The 15251-nt window shown below is 55.1% G+C and carries 13 protein-coding genes; 5 read left to right on the top strand and 8 right to left on the bottom strand.

The features are described 5' to 3' along the window. Positions 1 to 1471 precede the first annotated feature (1471 nt). The 8 genes from AB4Y71_RS00480 to rpmH form a co-directional block, all read right to left on the bottom strand. Positions 1472 to 2665, bottom strand: a complete 1194-nt coding sequence (locus AB4Y71_RS00480; RefSeq protein ID WP_102598864.1) for a ParB/RepB/Spo0J family partition protein — start codon at positions 2663 to 2665, stop codon at positions 1472 to 1474. 646 nt (positions 2666 to 3311) lie between these two features. Continuing rightward, positions 3312 to 4235: a ParA family protein gene (locus AB4Y71_RS00475; RefSeq protein WP_013350715.1), complete on the bottom strand. Its 924-nt coding sequence runs from the start codon at positions 4233 to 4235 to the stop codon at positions 3312 to 3314. Between the two features lie 177 nt (positions 4236 to 4412). After that, a complete protein-coding gene (gene rsmG, locus AB4Y71_RS00470) occupies positions 4413 to 5054 on the bottom strand; it encodes a 16S rRNA (guanine(527)-N(7))-methyltransferase RsmG (protein ID WP_441717163.1) in 642 nt (213 codons plus the stop codon). A gap of 45 nt (positions 5055 to 5099) precedes the next feature. Then, a complete protein-coding gene (locus tag AB4Y71_RS00465) occupies positions 5100 to 5627 on the bottom strand; it encodes a Jag family protein (RefSeq protein WP_013350717.1) in 528 nt (175 codons plus the stop codon). Between the two features lie 2 nt (positions 5628 to 5629). Next, positions 5630 to 6604 (bottom strand): membrane protein insertase YidC, encoded by a 975-nt coding sequence (yidC, locus tag AB4Y71_RS00460; protein WP_013350718.1) that lies wholly within the window; start codon positions 6602 to 6604, stop codon positions 5630 to 5632. Further along, the gene (gene yidD / locus AB4Y71_RS00455) at positions 6604 to 6981 is read right to left on the bottom strand and encodes a membrane protein insertion efficiency factor YidD (RefSeq protein ID WP_013350719.1); all 378 of its coding nucleotides are present in this window, start codon (positions 6979 to 6981) and stop codon (positions 6604 to 6606) included. Before yidD ends, yidC begins: the two co-directional genes overlap by 1 nt. Next, entirely contained in the window at positions 6981 to 7334 is a 354-nt protein-coding gene (rnpA, locus tag AB4Y71_RS00450; protein WP_441717162.1) for a ribonuclease P protein component, read from the bottom strand. The genes yidD and rnpA overlap by 1 nt, the downstream gene beginning before the upstream one ends. 64 nt (positions 7335 to 7398) lie before the next feature. Next, positions 7399 to 7536 (bottom strand): 50S ribosomal protein L34, encoded by a 138-nt coding sequence (rpmH, locus tag AB4Y71_RS00445; protein ID WP_013350721.1) that lies wholly within the window; start codon positions 7534 to 7536, stop codon positions 7399 to 7401. 518 nt (positions 7537 to 8054) lie between these two features. Between rpmH and dnaA the strand changes: the two genes are divergently transcribed. The 5 genes from dnaA (at position 8055) to gyrB (ending at position 15203) form a co-directional block, all read left to right on the top strand. After that, positions 8055 to 9491, top strand: a complete 1437-nt coding sequence (dnaA, locus tag AB4Y71_RS00440) for a chromosomal replication initiator protein DnaA (RefSeq protein WP_102598860.1) — start codon at positions 8055 to 8057, stop codon at positions 9489 to 9491. Positions 9492 to 9957: 466 nt separating this feature from the next. Beyond that, entirely contained in the window at positions 9958 to 11085 is a 1128-nt protein-coding gene (dnaN, locus tag AB4Y71_RS00435; RefSeq protein ID WP_013347405.1) for a DNA polymerase III subunit beta, read from the top strand. 58 nt (positions 11086 to 11143) lie between these two features. After that, a complete protein-coding gene (recF, locus tag AB4Y71_RS00430; RefSeq protein WP_441717160.1) occupies positions 11144 to 12307 on the top strand; it encodes a DNA replication/repair protein RecF in 1164 nt (387 codons plus the stop codon). Beyond that, positions 12300 to 12857 carry a DUF721 domain-containing protein gene (locus AB4Y71_RS00425; RefSeq protein WP_013347407.1) on the top strand — a complete coding sequence of 186 codons (558 nt, stop codon included), beginning with the start codon at positions 12300 to 12302 and terminating at the stop codon, positions 12855 to 12857. The genes recF and AB4Y71_RS00425 overlap by 8 nt, the downstream gene beginning before the upstream one ends. Before the next feature lie 342 nt (positions 12858 to 13199). Beyond that, positions 13200 to 15203, top strand: coding sequence for a DNA topoisomerase (ATP-hydrolyzing) subunit B (gyrB, locus tag AB4Y71_RS00420; protein WP_081461199.1), 2004 nt, complete (start codon positions 13200 to 13202; stop codon positions 15201 to 15203). Positions 15204 to 15251: the final 48 nt, after the last annotated feature.

Below are 15251 nucleotides of genomic sequence, written 5' to 3'. Positions count from 1 at the left end.
GACCATAAATATTGTCATTGGGATCCAGTACGTCTCCAAGTGGGAATGACTAGCCTCCAAGTGATGCAACTATTCCTGAACGGCGCCGATCTTCACGCGTATATATGAGCTTCCGGACTCGATCCAAATGATGTTGTGGACGATCCGGCCCGAGATAGGGCCTGACTGGATAATGGAGCAGGAGACAAACTATCCCACACCTAAATCTAGCTGAAAGGTCTGAACGAAGAGCAGGTTTACCAATTGTTGTTCCCCTGACGCGGCGAACTCTGGGCCGTGGCCAGGTTGGCTCGCCCCAAAAAGAAACTGGCAACAGTCGTTACGAACTTCAAGCTGATGCACGCCGACAACGACCAACTGACAGGGGCCGCATTAATGGGCTACGACCGGTTCTGCAACTCCTACCAGCGCTGATCAGCTGTTTGCAGCGGCCCTTTAAGACCACAATCGATGGTCTCTCTGAACGACAATATTCGGTGGTTTCCCAGAGAATATCGGTGGCTCTAATAGAGTCAAATGTTCAAGGAGCATTCGATCTCATGCTTCACCTTAAATTCAATGGCAGGACACTCCCCCGGATCGATGTATCAATTAGTTCTGGAACTCGCGTCGCTGCCTAGCCAATCATGTTGAGGGTGACGACTATGGAATTACGAATCCCTGGAATCGTCCCAAGCCCAACGGTCTTGCTGCTGGGATGAGATTCTCTCTTTCATTATGAAATGACCTGATGCTCAGCAGCTCTGTCGCAGCCAGACACGGCCAAGGGCGACACCAGGAGCATGGATTTTTAGGGCCTACTAATCCACTGCCAGATCAAGGGAAGTGACTTAGCAGTTTACTTGTAGCTGTGGATGCGGATGCCCGCAGCAAGTTGTTTGTCAGTCTTCCTGCTAAGGATTGTCCCCGCGGCATTGTCCAGCGGACATTCCATTTCGATTAATCGATACACTCTGCCCGATGCTCTGCTTTCGACGGGAGACTCTGGTCGTCTTGAAACGCTGTCGTAATGGCTCCAGCTCCACCTGAAGTGCGTCTATCCGCCACGGGCAATAAGTCGGCTCATGATAGGCGCTCAGAACGCCTCAGGCTTGCCCATGGCCTTCTGAGTGCATAGATGGCGTCTCGTCCACACCTAAGTCTTCAGGGAGGCATGCAGGACACATGGGGCCTTGTTTCTCGCGCAAAACATGATGCCCCCCCTGTTGTTCGTGCGAGTTCAAATCCTTGCATCGTTTCTATACCTATGGCCCCGCTCTCGTGCTGCCTGGACAGCTACGTGGACATCCCCTTAGATCATTCTTTGGTTCAAAGTGGTTTCACTGCTATCGCATCTTTCCGGGCACGTTCTTATACGGCTCGCAAATTACGTGAGCTAACCCTTGATTCTCCCCAGCTGTTTCACGTGAAACATAATTTTGGATATGAGAAAGGCGCATGTTTCACGTGAAACATGCGCCTAGTCCCGGATTTAGGAATTCATCGTTGGATCAATGACTTGCATGATCCTGTTCAGGTCGTCAACTGATGCAAATTCGATGCTGACTTTGCCCTTACGGCTCCCCAGCTGTATCTTCACGTTGGTGTCCAACCGATCAGACAGCGAGGTTGCCAAGAAGTCTAGTCTCTCATTCCGCTGAGTTTCACGTGCCTTCTTGGCTGGCTTGCGTGGTTTGTCATCACTGAGCGCAACTGCTTCTTCGGTTGCACGGACCGACAATCCCTCGTTGATGATTCGCTGCGCAAGCTGTTCAATGGCCTCATTGTTGGACAGTCCAAGCAATGCTCTGGCATGTCCTGCAGAGAGAACACCCGCGGCAACACGACGCTGAACTAGCGGTGGTAGCTTCATCAAGCGGATTGTATTCGAAATCTGCGATCGTGACCGACCAATTCTGTCGGACAGTACTTCTTGAGTACATTCGAACTCTTCTAAGAGCTGCTGGTATGCAGCAGCCTCTTCCAAAGGGTTCAGTTGCGAGCGATGCAGGTTTTCAAGCAAGGCATCGCGCAACAGATCCGTGTCTTGGGTATCGCGGATGATCGCTGGGATCGTGGATAGACCGGCCGCTTGTGTCGCACGCCAACGGCGTTCACCCATGACCAGTTCGTATGGAACGTCGTCCTTCTCACGAGACGGACGAACGACGATAGGCTGTAGCAGCCCGATTTCTCGGATCGAATGGATGAGCTCATCCATATGTTCCTGATCAAAGTTAGAACGCGGTTGCTTGCGATTAGGATGGATCAGCGTTACATCGAGCTCAGCGAACTGCGCGCCTGGAACTTCTACCAGTTCAGGAGAGGTAGCAGCCACCTCCTGCGAGTCAGCCTTCTCTATAGCCTGCTTCTCCGTCTGCAAATCATCGTGCTGAACAGTAGCGCTCTTGCTTCCCAGGGTGGTGCTCAGTCCCGGCATAGTTGCCCGAGCTCGTTTAGTTGGCTTGCTCGGTGCAACCGGTGCCTTCGGAGCAGAAGACTTACGCCCTGGCTCAAAGAACATGTCGACGGGACGAGTAGCGCGTGTTTTTGACGCTTCTGCGGCAGATTCTATTGGCTTTGTTTCACGTGAAACATCTTGCTTTTCCTCAGGAACAGCCGCAGATGGCGAACTGGAAATCAGGGCTCCCAGTCCTCTGCCTAGGCCCCTCTTCTTGTCTGCCATTGTCTACGCACACCCTTTCATCAGAAATCTCAGCCCGAGACTAGTCTACTGTTTATTACCATCGAACCGGGGACGCGAACAGCTCGACATCCTAAGGTGTTCAATACATGAAACGAAGATTTGATGCATAGAGATGCTTTAAACAATCTAAAATAATAGTTTTAGGGAAAAATACGTGTAAATCGCTTTCAGTAGACCTCTACTACATCTCCTGCTACTTATGAGGGTCCCCATCGGGTCTACAGACTTCGTTCTATGCCTGCTCTAGTGAGTATTCATCACCAGTCTGTTTCACACCACTCTTCGTGGCAATTCAAAAAAACACTCGACAGAACGCTACTGTCCGCTCGCCTACCGATCATAGCTGCGTCAAGCGGAAAACGTCAGGAACTATACGGATGCCATCCAGCCATCCCCCGCTACATATTTTCAATGACTGCGAACGAAACGAACCCATTACCAGCGGCAGGCGGCGCACGCTTGATGCATGTCTGGAGCTACAAATGATAGAAACGGTTCAGTTGTCCCTGGCAGTCAACTCGCACCACGCTTCACCGACTGGATCCCAAGATAATTAGCGGAAGCAAAAGAAGCGCCACTGAACGATAAATCGTAGCCACCGACCGGGCGAACAACGACTACATCTTTATACGCCGCGTTCAGCCATCTCTAGTGCTGCTTCCGAGTACGAAAGTGCGCCAGTCGAATTCGGATCGTATGTGATTACGGTCTGCTGGTAGCTCGGCGCTTCGGAGATACGCACCGAACGTGGAATAACAGCCTTAAGAACTTGCTCTGGGAAGTGTTCGCGAACTTCATTAGCTACCTGTGCAGCCAAATTCGTGCGGCCGTCGTACATGGTCAGTAGTATCGTCGATACAGTCAGCTTGGAGTTCAGGTGCTTCTGAATCATTTCAATGTTCTTCAGCAGCTGGCTAAGTCCTTCAAGCGCGTAGTACTCACACTGGATCGGGATGAGGACTTCACGTGCGGCAACGAATGCGTTGACAGTGAGCAGTCCCAAGCTCGGTGGACAGTCAATGAAGACATAGTCTAGGCGCGGCAATCCCTTGCGTTGGCGGGTGCGCGCGTAGTCGTCCAAGGCGCGTTGCAAACGCTGTTCGCGGGCTACCAGGGAGACTAGTTCGATTTCTGCGCCGGCCAAGTGAATGGTCGCCGGAGCAACTTCCAAAGATGGCAAGTCTGGGCACGTAGCAACTACGTCAGCCAACGGCAGGTCATTGATTAGCACGTCGTAAATACTGTCCACTTCAGCGTGGTGTTCAATGCCCAATGCAGTGGATGCGTTTCCCTGCGGGTCGATGTCGATAACCAGAACATTCAGTCCACCCTTCGCCAGAGCGGCTGCAAGGTTCACGGTGGTCGTGGTCTTGCCGACTCCACCCTTCTGATTGGAAATGGTGAAATAGCGGGTCTTCTCAGGCGCGGGCACCTTGCGGGCCTCCAAAGCTTCACGACGACGATGTTCACTAGCTATCTGAGTAGCCAAAGGCGAGGACGAGTCGTTGAAATCAAACGCGCTATTCGATGAATCCTTAGTCTTAGACAAAGGTAAAACTCCTCCTCGTGACTTGATGCACTCTTCGAACGTGACGTGCACCGACAATGTTTCACGTGAAACATTCAAAACAAGTCATATAGACTGCGAAATGGCTTCACCCTTGAAACTTCTAAGGATGAGAGCCATTTCGCTTCTATAACTCTTTAATAGACTATCGTGTCAGCCTTAGCCAACCTTGATGCGAACCACCGTAGTCGGCTCTGCCAGGATGCTTTCGCCCACAGTAAGCACCTCGGTTTCCTTACCGCCAAGCTTGCGGATGGCCTTGGTTGCCTTCGAAATCTCTTCGGCAGCGGAGCGGCCCTTGATAGCGATGAGCTCGCCGTGGCCATGCAGCAGAGGAATGGTTAAACCGGCCAGGTTAGTCAGCGCTGAGACTACACGGGCAGTGACATAGCGTGCATTGACCACATCAACCATCTGCTCTGCGCGTCCGCGCATTACGGTGACGTTGGTCAGTCCCAGGTCATCGATAACCTCGGAGAGCCAGATGCAACGGCGCTCCAGAGGCTCAATCAGGGTCAGCTTGAGGTCAGCGCGAGCGATGGCCAAGCAAAGCCCTGGGAGGCCCGCTCCGGAGCCTACGTCGGCTACCTCGGCGTCCTTTTCCATGACTTCTTCAATCACGGCGCAATTCAGAACGTGACGGGACCACAGACGCGGTACTTCACGTGGCCCGAGCAGGCCGCGTTCGATACCGGAGGTCGCCAGGTGCTCTACATAGCGCTTGGCGAGATCCAGGCGATCGCCGAAGATCTTTTCGGCGGCTAGGGTCTCTTCTGCAGTAAGGCTGAGGTCCTCAGTCATGGCGTTGGTCCTTAGGTCGATCAGCACGCTTTCGCGTGATGGGTCTTAGCTGTCCAGTACCGAAATGACGATATGGCGTCGGGTCGATTCGCCCTCGGATTCCGAGTGCAATCCTGCATCGGCGATTACGTCGTGGACGAGCTTACGCTCGTAGGCGCTCATTGGATCCAAATGGACCTTCTCGCCGGTTTCACGAACGGTGGCCACAGCATCTTCAGCGATCTTGCGAAGCTCCTCAGCGCGGTCTGCGCGGTAGCCGCCGATATCCAGGATCAGGCGTGAGCGTTCACCAGTGGCCGTGAGTACCGCCAGGCGGGTGAGTTCCTGCAATGCATCCAGAACTTCACCGTCCTTGCCTACAAGGCTTTCGAGCGAGGCGTCATCGTCCTCGGTAAGGATCGAGATGTAGGTGCGTCCGCCGCGGATTTCGATGTCAATGTCGCCATCGAGATCAGCGATATCCAGAAGTTCTTCAAGGTAGTCGGCAGCGACGTCACCCTCATCTAGAACTTCCTGATCGTCATCGATCTGGTTTTCCAGCTCTGGGATGTCGATGTTCTCCGTTGCAGTCATGGCTACTTCTTCTTTCGACGGTTCTTGCGCTGTGGCTGTGTACGCTGGCCCTTGGCGGCCTGCTCTGCTGCGGCCTGCTCTGCTGCTTCAGCGTCTTCCTTCTTTACGCCTACCGGAGGCAGACCCTTGGCTGCACGGCGGGCGTTCAGTTCGCGCTCTGCTTCAGAACCAGGGGTTGGGTTGTTGCGGATAACCCAGAACTGCTGGCCCAAGGTCCAGAGGTTCGAAGCGGTCCAGTAAATCAGCACACCGATTGGGAAGTTGATGCCACCGATACCGAAGACCAGAGGCAGGATGTAAAGCATCATCTTCTGCTGCTGCATGAATGGGCCCTGCAGGGCTTCGGCGCTCATGTTCTTGGTCATCAGCTGGCGCTGGGTGAAGAACTGCGACGCGGTCATGGCAAGGATCATGACCACGGCAACGATGATTACTGCCCAGTTGACGGCACCGGAGTTGATGGTGCCCAAGAAGGTCTCGGACAGTGGAGCACCGAGAATCGAAGACTGGTCGAAGCTGCGGATATGTTCAGCGGAGAGGGCACCGATCGAACGGCCGTCATCACTGGCGCGCGAAGCTTCGTTGAGAACTCGGAACAGTGCGAAGAAGAATGGCATCTGCACGAGCAGGGGCAAGCAGGAAGACAGCGGGTTGGTCTTATGCTTCTTGAACAGCGCCTGCTGTTCCTGAACCATAGCCTGACGCGACATCTGGTCGGTCTTGCCCTTGTACTTGGCCTGGAGCTTGCGCAGGTCCGGCTGCAATGCCTGCATCGCACGCTGGGACTTGATCTGCTTGACGAAGACTGGGATCAGCAAAGTACGGATCAGCAGCACGAGGAAGATGATCGACAAGGTCCAGGTAACACCCGAATCCGCGTTCATTCCAATCGTGGTGAACAGTTCGTGGAATGCCCACAGAACCCACGAGACTACGTATGTAAACGGAGTCAGTATCGTGTCTAGGAAGTTGTTCATCAGTGGTCGAGCTCCTTGCGGCCGCTATCCGCGGCGTCTTCATCGTCGGGAATCACAGGATGATTCAGAACTATGATCCTCGGCAGTTTGCCTTCTGGCCAAATCCTCGGTCCCTCGGGAACGTGGTCGACGCCTCCGTCGGACCACGGATTGCACCGCAGGATCCGCCAAGTGGTCAGTCCAGCGCCTTTAACAACGCCATGCTGAGTCACTGCTTCGAGCCCATAGGCAGAACAGCTAGGAAAGTATCGGCATACATCGCCATATAGGGGCGAGATGAGTTTGCGGTAAGCCTTCAGCAACCCGATAACGATATTGCGTGGGATGTCAATGATGAACCACAGCAAACCAGTACGCGGGGCTAAGTCTTTACGCATCAGCGCGCCTCAATCTTGCGCAAAACAGCGGCTAACGCTGAATTGATCTGGGAGTTCAGTTCTTCCCAGGAGAGTTCGGCGGCACCTGGAAGCGCACGAACGACAAAATCGACATCGCCATCCACGCGCCGCAGCACCCGGGCGATCTCTCGCATTCGTCGTTTAGTGAGGTTCCTTTTAACGGCAATACCTACAGCCTTGGAAACAATGAATCCAAACCTGTCACCTTGGAACTCTTCGGTTTCGCGGTGTCGTGCATATAGCACGACGTTCCGGCGTCCGCTTCGGACGCCGGAACGTACAGTGGCTGTAAGGTCTTGCGCTAGGCGCAATCGCTGGTTCTTAGGCAACATGGCTTTTATGTAGCTCTTTAGTCGAGCTCGATGAAATTATGCTGCCAAGAGCTGGTTCGCAAATTTATGCGGACAGCTCGGCACGGTTCTTGCCACGGCGTGCCGAAAGGATGGCACGGCCTGCACGGGTACGCATGCGAAGGCGGAAGCCATGCTTCTTCGAACGACGACGGTTGTTAGGCTGAAAAGTCCGCTTGCTCACGGTGACACTCCAAAACGTTTTAGATGAGGCGCTTTACCCGTTACTAGCTAGCTGGATAACAACAGGATGGCGCTCGAGATTTCTTATAAAAATGCGCTTTTCTCACGGGCTCTTCTAAAAATGAGCAAGTCGCGAAAAAGATGCGCATAGGACTGAATAACAATAGAAAAATATGAGCGCAAGGTCAAATTGGCGCACGAGTACTGGCCTAACCCTCGCTTCGAGAGCCTGCCTGTGAATAATCTACCCCAAAGTTGTGGATTACGGCTGTGCATAACGAAAGAAATTTCACATCACGGAGGGAAAGTACAGGTCATCTCACCGTGAAAAAGGCTTGATATCAAGGGAAAACCCGTTTTCCACAGTATTAACACCCTGTTTTTCCACCGGACTGTGCATAACTGTGTGGATGATGGATAGAATTGGCGCAGACGTTGTCCAAAAAACAACGTTTCGAGAGCCTGGAAACGGGTTTCTTGTGACCAAGATTGCATTTAAACGGAAGTGGGGCGCCCTTAGTGAGCAGCGACGAAACCAATAGCATTGGTAGCTCTTGGCGCCAGGTCATCCGAAAGATCGAGGATGATGATCGGGTCAAGGCGCGTTACCGTGCCTTCGTATCGCTCGCCAAGCCGCAGGGTCTGATTGGTACGACGCTTCTGGTTGCTGTTCCCAATGATCTCACGCGCGATATTTTGCAGACCCAGCTGCGCGAGCCGCTGGATGAAGCATTGCGCGAAGTCTTCCAGGACGATATCCGCTGCGCGGTCAGTGTCGACCTCTCGTTGTCGGACGAGCTCGAAGAAGATGAGCAGGAAACCAAGCCGGCACCACCAGCTGCGCCTGCCGTCGTTGAAACTCCGGGCCCGCGCCCGCAGCCTGCACCACAGCCAACACCGCCGTCGAACTCCCAGGAGTTCGGCCGGCTGAACCCGAAGTACATTTTCGATACTTTCGTGATCGGCTCATCTAACCGCTTTGCCCATGCCGCAGCAGTTGCTGTCGCCGAAGCTCCAGCCAAGGCTTACAACCCGTTGTTCATCTACGGTGACTCGGGCCTCGGCAAGACTCACTTGCTGCATGCCATCGGCCACTACGCACGCCACCTCTACAAGGGCATCCGTGTTCGCTACGTAAACTCCGAAGAATTCACCAACGACTTCATCAACTCAATCCGTGACGATGAGGGTGCAAGCTTCAAGCAGACCTACCGCAATGTCGACATCCTGCTGATTGACGATATTCAGTTCTTGGCTAATAAGGACGCTACGCAGGAAGAGTTCTTCCATACTTTCAATGCGTTGCACAACCACAACAAGCAGGTTGTCATCACCTCGGATCTGCCGCCAAAGCAGTTGCAGGGCTTTGAAGACCGCATGCGTTCACGGTTCGAATGGGGTCTGCTAACTGATATTCAGCCGCCTGAGCTCGAGACCCGTATCGCAATTCTGCGTAAAAAGGCCGATGCTGAGAATCTTTCGGCTCCAGGCGATGTCATGGAATACATCGCTTCACGCATTTCAACGAATATCCGTGAACTCGAAGGTGCGCTCATCCGCGTCACCGCTTTCGCCTCGTTGAACAACCAGCCGGTGGACCTTGCCTTGGCTGAAACTGTGCTCAAGGACTTGATCAGTGAAGATGGCGCCCAGGAAATCACGCCGTCGACCATCATCAAGCAGACTGCAGAGTACTTCGGGCTGTCTATCGATGAGCTGAACAGCAAATCTCGTACTCGTACTTTGGTCACCGCGCGACAGATCGCCATGTACTTGCTACGTGAGCTTACCGACATGTCGTTGCCAAAAATTGGTGCCGAACTCGGCGGCCGCGACCACACCACCGTAATTCACGCAGATCGTAAGATCCGTGAGCTCATGGCTGAGCGTCGCGCGATCTTTAATCAGGTCACAGAGCTAACCAACCGGATTAAGCAGAGCCAGCGAGAGCATTAAAGCCAAGAAATCACAGGTGTGGATAAGGCTGTGGATGATCTGGTGACGACCTGCGGATAAGTATGGGGTCCCATGTGGACGTTAAAAACCATGAAACTCAGTGTCAACAGGTTGATGGAACTGAGTGTCATGTTCAACCACAGATTGTTCACATGCACAATCGTGGTCGGGTCAGGGGATATGAGGCTTATCCACAGTATCCACAAGGGTTATTAACACTTCTCCTTTAAACACTTATTCATCCAAATAACGAGTCCATTCCCTCCCCAAGCCAAAAACCTGTGCAGAACAAAATTTATGTTGCTTCGTCCACACTTCATTCGCTGAGCTGACGTTGCGCTATCAGGGCGTGGCAAGATTAGATGGATAAAACGTGCAACTACCTGCTCTATGCTTAAGAACTTGGCGAGGGAAAAACCTTCTTGGCCTGACTTAAGACTTATGGGTTCCGAAAGGCGGATTTTTCGTGAAGTTCAGCGTTGAAAAGGATGTATTGGCAGACGCCGTATCCTGGACTGCTCGGTCCCTGGCGCAGCGCCCACCATCACCTGTTTTGGCTGGCATTCTCATCACCTCCCACGAAGGCCTAGTTCGCCTCGAGGGCTTTGACTATGAGATTTCCTCGCATATCGAGATCCCTGCAGATATTTCAGAGCAGGGCTCAATCTTGGTTTCTGGCAAGCTCTTGGCTGAAATTACCCGGTCACTGCCTAACTCGACAGTCACCATCGAAACTGACGGTACGAAGATCTCGCTGAACTGCGGTCGTTCACGTTTCCACTTGGCCACCATGCCAGTAGATGAATATCCAACCCTGCCTGAACTTCCAGCTATCGCCGGCACCATCGATGGCCAGGCATTCTCCGAAGCTGTTTCCCAGGTTATTGTCGCCGCTTCGAAGGACGACACCTTGCCAGTGCTCACTGGCATCAAGGTTGAAATCGAAAATGATCTGATCACCTTCCTTGCCACGGACCGCTACCGTCTGGCACTGCGTGAATTGAACTGGTCGCCAAACAAGTCAGAGATCTCGACTTCATTCCTGATCAAGGCAAAGACCCTGAGCGAAGTTGCCAAGACTCTCTCAAACTCCGGTGAACTGAAGCTCGCCTTGGGCGAAAACGGCGAAATGGTGGGCTTCGAAAGCTCCAACCGCCGCACCACCTCCTTGCTGATCAATGGCGAATACCCAAAGATCCGTTCGCTATTCCCAAGCGACACTCCAATCCATGCCACCGTTCGCACCAGCGAGCTGATGGAAGCTGTGCGCCGTGTATCGGTTGTTGCCGAGCGCAATACGCCTGTTCGCATGGCCTTCACCGATGGCCAGCTGACCTTGGACGCTGGCACCGGCGAAGACGCACAGGCAGAAGAAGCCATTGTTGCTGCCCTTCGCGGCGAAGACATCGTGGTTGCCTTCAACCCAACGTTCTTGTCCGAAGGCCTGAACTCCTTCAACACTGATTTCGTTCGCTTCTCCTTTACCAGCGCGCCAAAGCCAGCCATGCTGACCGGCCAGAAGAAATTGGATGAAGACGATCAGGACCAGTATCGCTACCTGGTAATGCCGGTTCGATTGCCAAACTCGAACTAATCAAATTTCGTGGTGGATGGCGTGAGCCATCCACCACCTCGTTTCCGTCAGGATTCCGGTGTATATCTCGCAGCTTTCACTCACGGGCTTCCGCTCGTATGCGCAGGCCGACGTGCACCTAGCCCCTGGAATTAACGTCTTGATCGGCCCTAACGGCGTCGGCAAGACAAATATTGTTGAATCCATTGGTTATCTGGCCAATCTGTCATCGCATCGCGTAAGCAATGACGCTCCACTGCTGAATTTCGAATCGGATCGCGCACTGATCCGCGGCACTGTCCATCGTGGTCCGCAAACTACGACGCTCGAGGTCGAAATCACCAGCGGCAAGATCAACCGGGCCCGCATCAACAGGGCCAACCCGGTACGCGCTCGCGAAATTCTGGGAATGGTTCGCACCGTGCTTTTCGCCCCCGAAGACTTGGCTCTGATCAAGGGCGATCCATCCAACCGGCGAAAGTTCTTGGATGAATTACTGGTTGCTTTGCGCCCGATTGAATCCGGCACAAAAAATGACTACGACCGCATCGTCAAGCAGCGCAATGCCCTGCTCAAGTCCATTCGCGGCAAATCCAAGCTGAGCACTTCGCAGGAGAACACCCTCAAGGCTTGGGATCTGCAGCTGGCAATGACCGGTGCCCGGCTGATTCGCGGGCGACTTGATGTTTTGGCATTGATCCGGCCGTATATGCAGGCCGCCTACGCTGATTTAGCTGATGGCGCCAAGGACGCACGCGCCGTGTACCGTTCATCGCTCGAGGGCGAACTAGATGAAAACAGCCTGCCGGCCGAAGACCTGGAATCCTTGGAACAAGAAGAAATCCAAGAACTCCTGCTCACAGCCATTGAAGCTAATCGCAGCCGCGAAGTTGATCGAGGGATTTCCCTTTTTGGTCCGCACCGCGATGATCTGACCCTGATCCTGGGCCCCGCTGCAGCCAAGGGCTATGCTTCGCATGGCGAAACCTGGTCCTTCGCACTGGCCCTACGTCTGGCTGCCTACCGTGTTTTCGGTGATGATGATCCGCGCCCAGGTTCAGGTCCGATCCTGATCCTGGATGATGTGTTTGCTGAATTGGATACCACACGTCGCGATCGGTTGGCCCATATCGTTGCCGGTGCCGAACAGGTTCTGGTCACTGCCGCTGTTGTTGAAGATGTTCCCGAAGCGCTGAAGGGACATTTCTTCCAGGTCTCCCCTGGCCAGGTTGTCGATGCATGAGCCATCAGAACGCGATGAACACCGCTTCGATCCGGAGATCGATGCGGCAAAAGCGCTGCTCAACCGCATGCGAAAGCTGGCTGAAGAACGCGGCGAGACACGGGTAGACGCTGCCCGCATGGAAAAAGTGCGCAAGCGAAAGGCCTCCCGCCGTGGATTCGCGGCTGAAAAGCCAGAATCGGCCGAAGGCGCTATTCGCGATCCGCGTGCCATCGGTGACGTGGTCTCCCGCCTGTCCAAGGCCCGTGGCTGGAACACCCAAGTTGCCGTCGGTTCCGTGCTTGGACGCTGGGCGGAGATCATTGGGGCCGACAATGCAAAGCACTGCCAACCGGAATCCTTTGAGGATACGGTCGTGGTGATGCGCTGCGATACAACTGCTCGAGCTGCGCAGATGCGCCTAATGAGCCACGATATTCTCAAGAAATTCGATGCCGAATTGGGCCCCGGAATCGTCACCGTGCTCAAGGTTCTGGGACCAAATGCTCCCTCTTGGCGACATGGCATGCGCTCGGTTGCCGGAAGAGGGCCGCGCGACACCTACGGGTAAAAATTGCTAGCACGGCATATGGCGCACTCACGGACCCGGAGGGTGGATCCCCCCACACTTGAACGCCACAGCCGCCTCAGAACATCAATTGCTTGCTATTGGTGGGCGATTTAGGCCTCAAAGTCATCGTTTATTTTGCTCTACGCGGTAGAATTAGAGGTAGTGAAATGACTTTGTCGCGGGCAAACCCGCTGCATCGTCCCTCCAGACCATGATTGCTTGACGCGCTGAATCCGACGCAGAGGGCAATCGCGCGCCAAATTCGAGGAGTTCGTAGCACCCGTGTCTACCGAAAATGCTTCACCGCAGGAACCGGCTGAAAGCCAAGCCGCAGCGGAATCGATGACTTCTAAAGTCGAACACACTTACGGCGCCCAGGATATTACCGTCCTCGAAGGGCTTGAAGCGGTACGCAAGCGTCCGGGCATGTACATCGGTTCCACCGGCCCCCGCGGCCTGCACCACTTGGTCTACGAAGTTGTCGACAACTCCGTCGATGAGGCGCTGGCTGGGTACTGCGACACCATCAATGTCACCCTGCAGGCCGACGGCGGCGTGCGTTGCGAGGACAATGGCCGCGGCATCCCAGTGGATGTCCACCCAACCGAGGGCAAGCCAACCGTAGAGGTTGTCATGACCATCCTGCACGCCGGCGGCAAGTTCGGCGGAGGCGGCTACGCGGTCTCCGGCGGCCTGCACGGCGTGGGCATCTCCGTAGTGAACGCACTGTCCGAGAAGGTCAACACCATCGTGCGCCGCCAGGGCCACGCTTGGCGCATTGGCTTCGGCAACGGTGGGCACACGACCCAGCAGCTGACCAAGGGCGAAGAAACCGATCGCACCGGCACCAGCCAGACGTTCTACCCGGATCCGGAGATCTTCGAGACCGTCGAGTTCGACTTCGAGACACTGCGCGCCCGCTTCCAGCAGATGGCCTTCCTGAACAAGGGCCTGCGCATCACCCTCACCGATGAGCGTCCCCAGGACAATGCAGAGCCTGAGGCCGAGGTCGAAGAGGAAATTGAGAACCAGGTAGTCAAGCCACGCACCGTGGACTACCTGTACAAGGACGGCCTGCTGGACTACGTCAAGCACCTGAACGCCGCCAAGAAGATCGAACTGGTCCACGATGAGGTCATCGCCTTTGAATCCGAAGATTCGAAGCGCGGCATCAGCCTGGAAATCGCAATGCAGTGGACCAACGCGTACGCCGAGTCCGTGCACACCTACGCGAACACCATCAACACCCATGAGGGCGGTACCCACGAAGAGGGCTTCCGCGCGGCACTGACCGGCCTGCTCAACCGCTATGCACGCGATAACAAGATCCTGCGCGAAAAGGATGACAACCTCACCGGTGAAGACGCCCGTGAGGGCTTGACCGCGGTCATCTCGGTCAAGCTCTCCGAGCCGCAGTTCGAAGGCCAGACCAAGACCAAGCTGGGCAACTCGATGGCCCGCGGCTTCGTGCAGGGCGTGGTCAACGAGGAGCTGGGCGACTGGTTCGAACGCAACCCGAATGTCGCCCGCGACATCATCCGCAAGGCACAGCTGGCCTCTCAGGCCCGCATGGCTGCCCGCAAGGCCCGCGACAACGCCCGCCGCAAGTCGCCGATGGAATCCTTCGGCATGCCGGGCAAGCTCTCTGACTGCTCCTCGAAGAACCCGGCCGAGTGCGAAGTATTCATCGTGGAGGGCGACTCCGCAGGCGGCTCGGCCAAGCGCGGACGCGACCCGCACACCCAGGCCATCTTGCCGCTGCGCGGCAAGATCCTGAACGTGGAGCGTGCCCGCCTGGACCGTGCGCTGGGCAATGCCGAAGTACAGGCGATGATCACTGCCTTCGGCACCGGCATCGGCGAAGAATTCGACATGGCCAAGCTGCGCTACCACAAGATCGTGCTGATGGCCGATGCTGACGTTGACGGCCAGCACATCACCACGCTGCTGCTGACCTTGATCTTCCGCTTCATGCGTCCGCTGATCGAGCACGGCTACGTCTACCTGGCAGCCCCTCCGCTGTACCGCATCAAGTGGTCCAACGCAGCGCATGACTACGTGTTCTCCGATAAGGAACGCGATGATGCGCTGCTCGCCGGCCAGGCATCGAACAAGCGCCTGCCCAAGGACAACGGCATCCAGCGCTACAAGGGTCTGGGCGAGATGGACTACTCGGAACTGTGGGACACCACCATGGATCCCGAGCGCCGCACCCTGCGCCAGGTCACCATGGATGACGCCGCAGCTGCGGATGAGGTTTTCTCCGTGCTGATGGGCGAGGACGTCGAGTCCCGACGTAACTTCATCCAGCAGAACGCCAAGGACGTGCGCTTCCTGGATATCTAACCGGTCCCAGCCACCACAGATATCCACCGAAGACTTTTTTGACTTGTA

This window comes from Glutamicibacter sp. MCAF14, assembly GCF_052114325.1.
GTDB classification, from domain to species: domain Bacteria; phylum Actinomycetota; class Actinomycetes; order Actinomycetales; family Micrococcaceae; genus Glutamicibacter; species Glutamicibacter arilaitensis.
Note: the sequence above shows the minus strand (reverse complement) of the source record. Positions and strands in the feature narration are given on the sequence as shown.

Excerpts from the sequence above, each read along its gene's own strand:
- yidD (WP_013350719.1), bottom strand. The coding sequence starts at position 6,981 with ATGCGTAAAGACTTAGCCCCGCGTACTGGTTTGCTGTGGTTCATCATT.
- AB4Y71_RS00480 (WP_102598864.1), bottom strand. The coding sequence starts at position 2,665 with ATGGCAGACAAGAAGAGGGGCCTAGGCAGAGGACTGGGAGCCCTGATT.
- AB4Y71_RS00465 (WP_013350717.1), bottom strand. The coding sequence starts at position 5,627 with ATGACTGCAACGGAGAACATCGACATCCCAGAGCTGGAAAACCAGATC.
- AB4Y71_RS00425 (WP_013347407.1), top strand. The coding sequence starts at position 12,300 with ATGCATGAGCCATCAGAACGCGATGAACACCGCTTCGATCCGGAGATC.
- yidC (WP_013350718.1), bottom strand. The coding sequence starts at position 6,604 with ATGAACAACTTCCTAGACACGATACTGACTCCGTTTACATACGTAGTC.
- gyrB (WP_081461199.1), top strand. The coding sequence starts at position 13,200 with ATGACTTCTAAAGTCGAACACACTTACGGCGCCCAGGATATTACCGTC.
- rnpA (WP_441717162.1), bottom strand. The coding sequence starts at position 7,334 with ATGTTGCCTAAGAACCAGCGATTGCGCCTAGCGCAAGACCTTACAGCC.
- rsmG (WP_441717163.1), bottom strand. The coding sequence starts at position 5,054 with ATGACTGAGGACCTCAGCCTTACTGCAGAAGAGACCCTAGCCGCCGAA.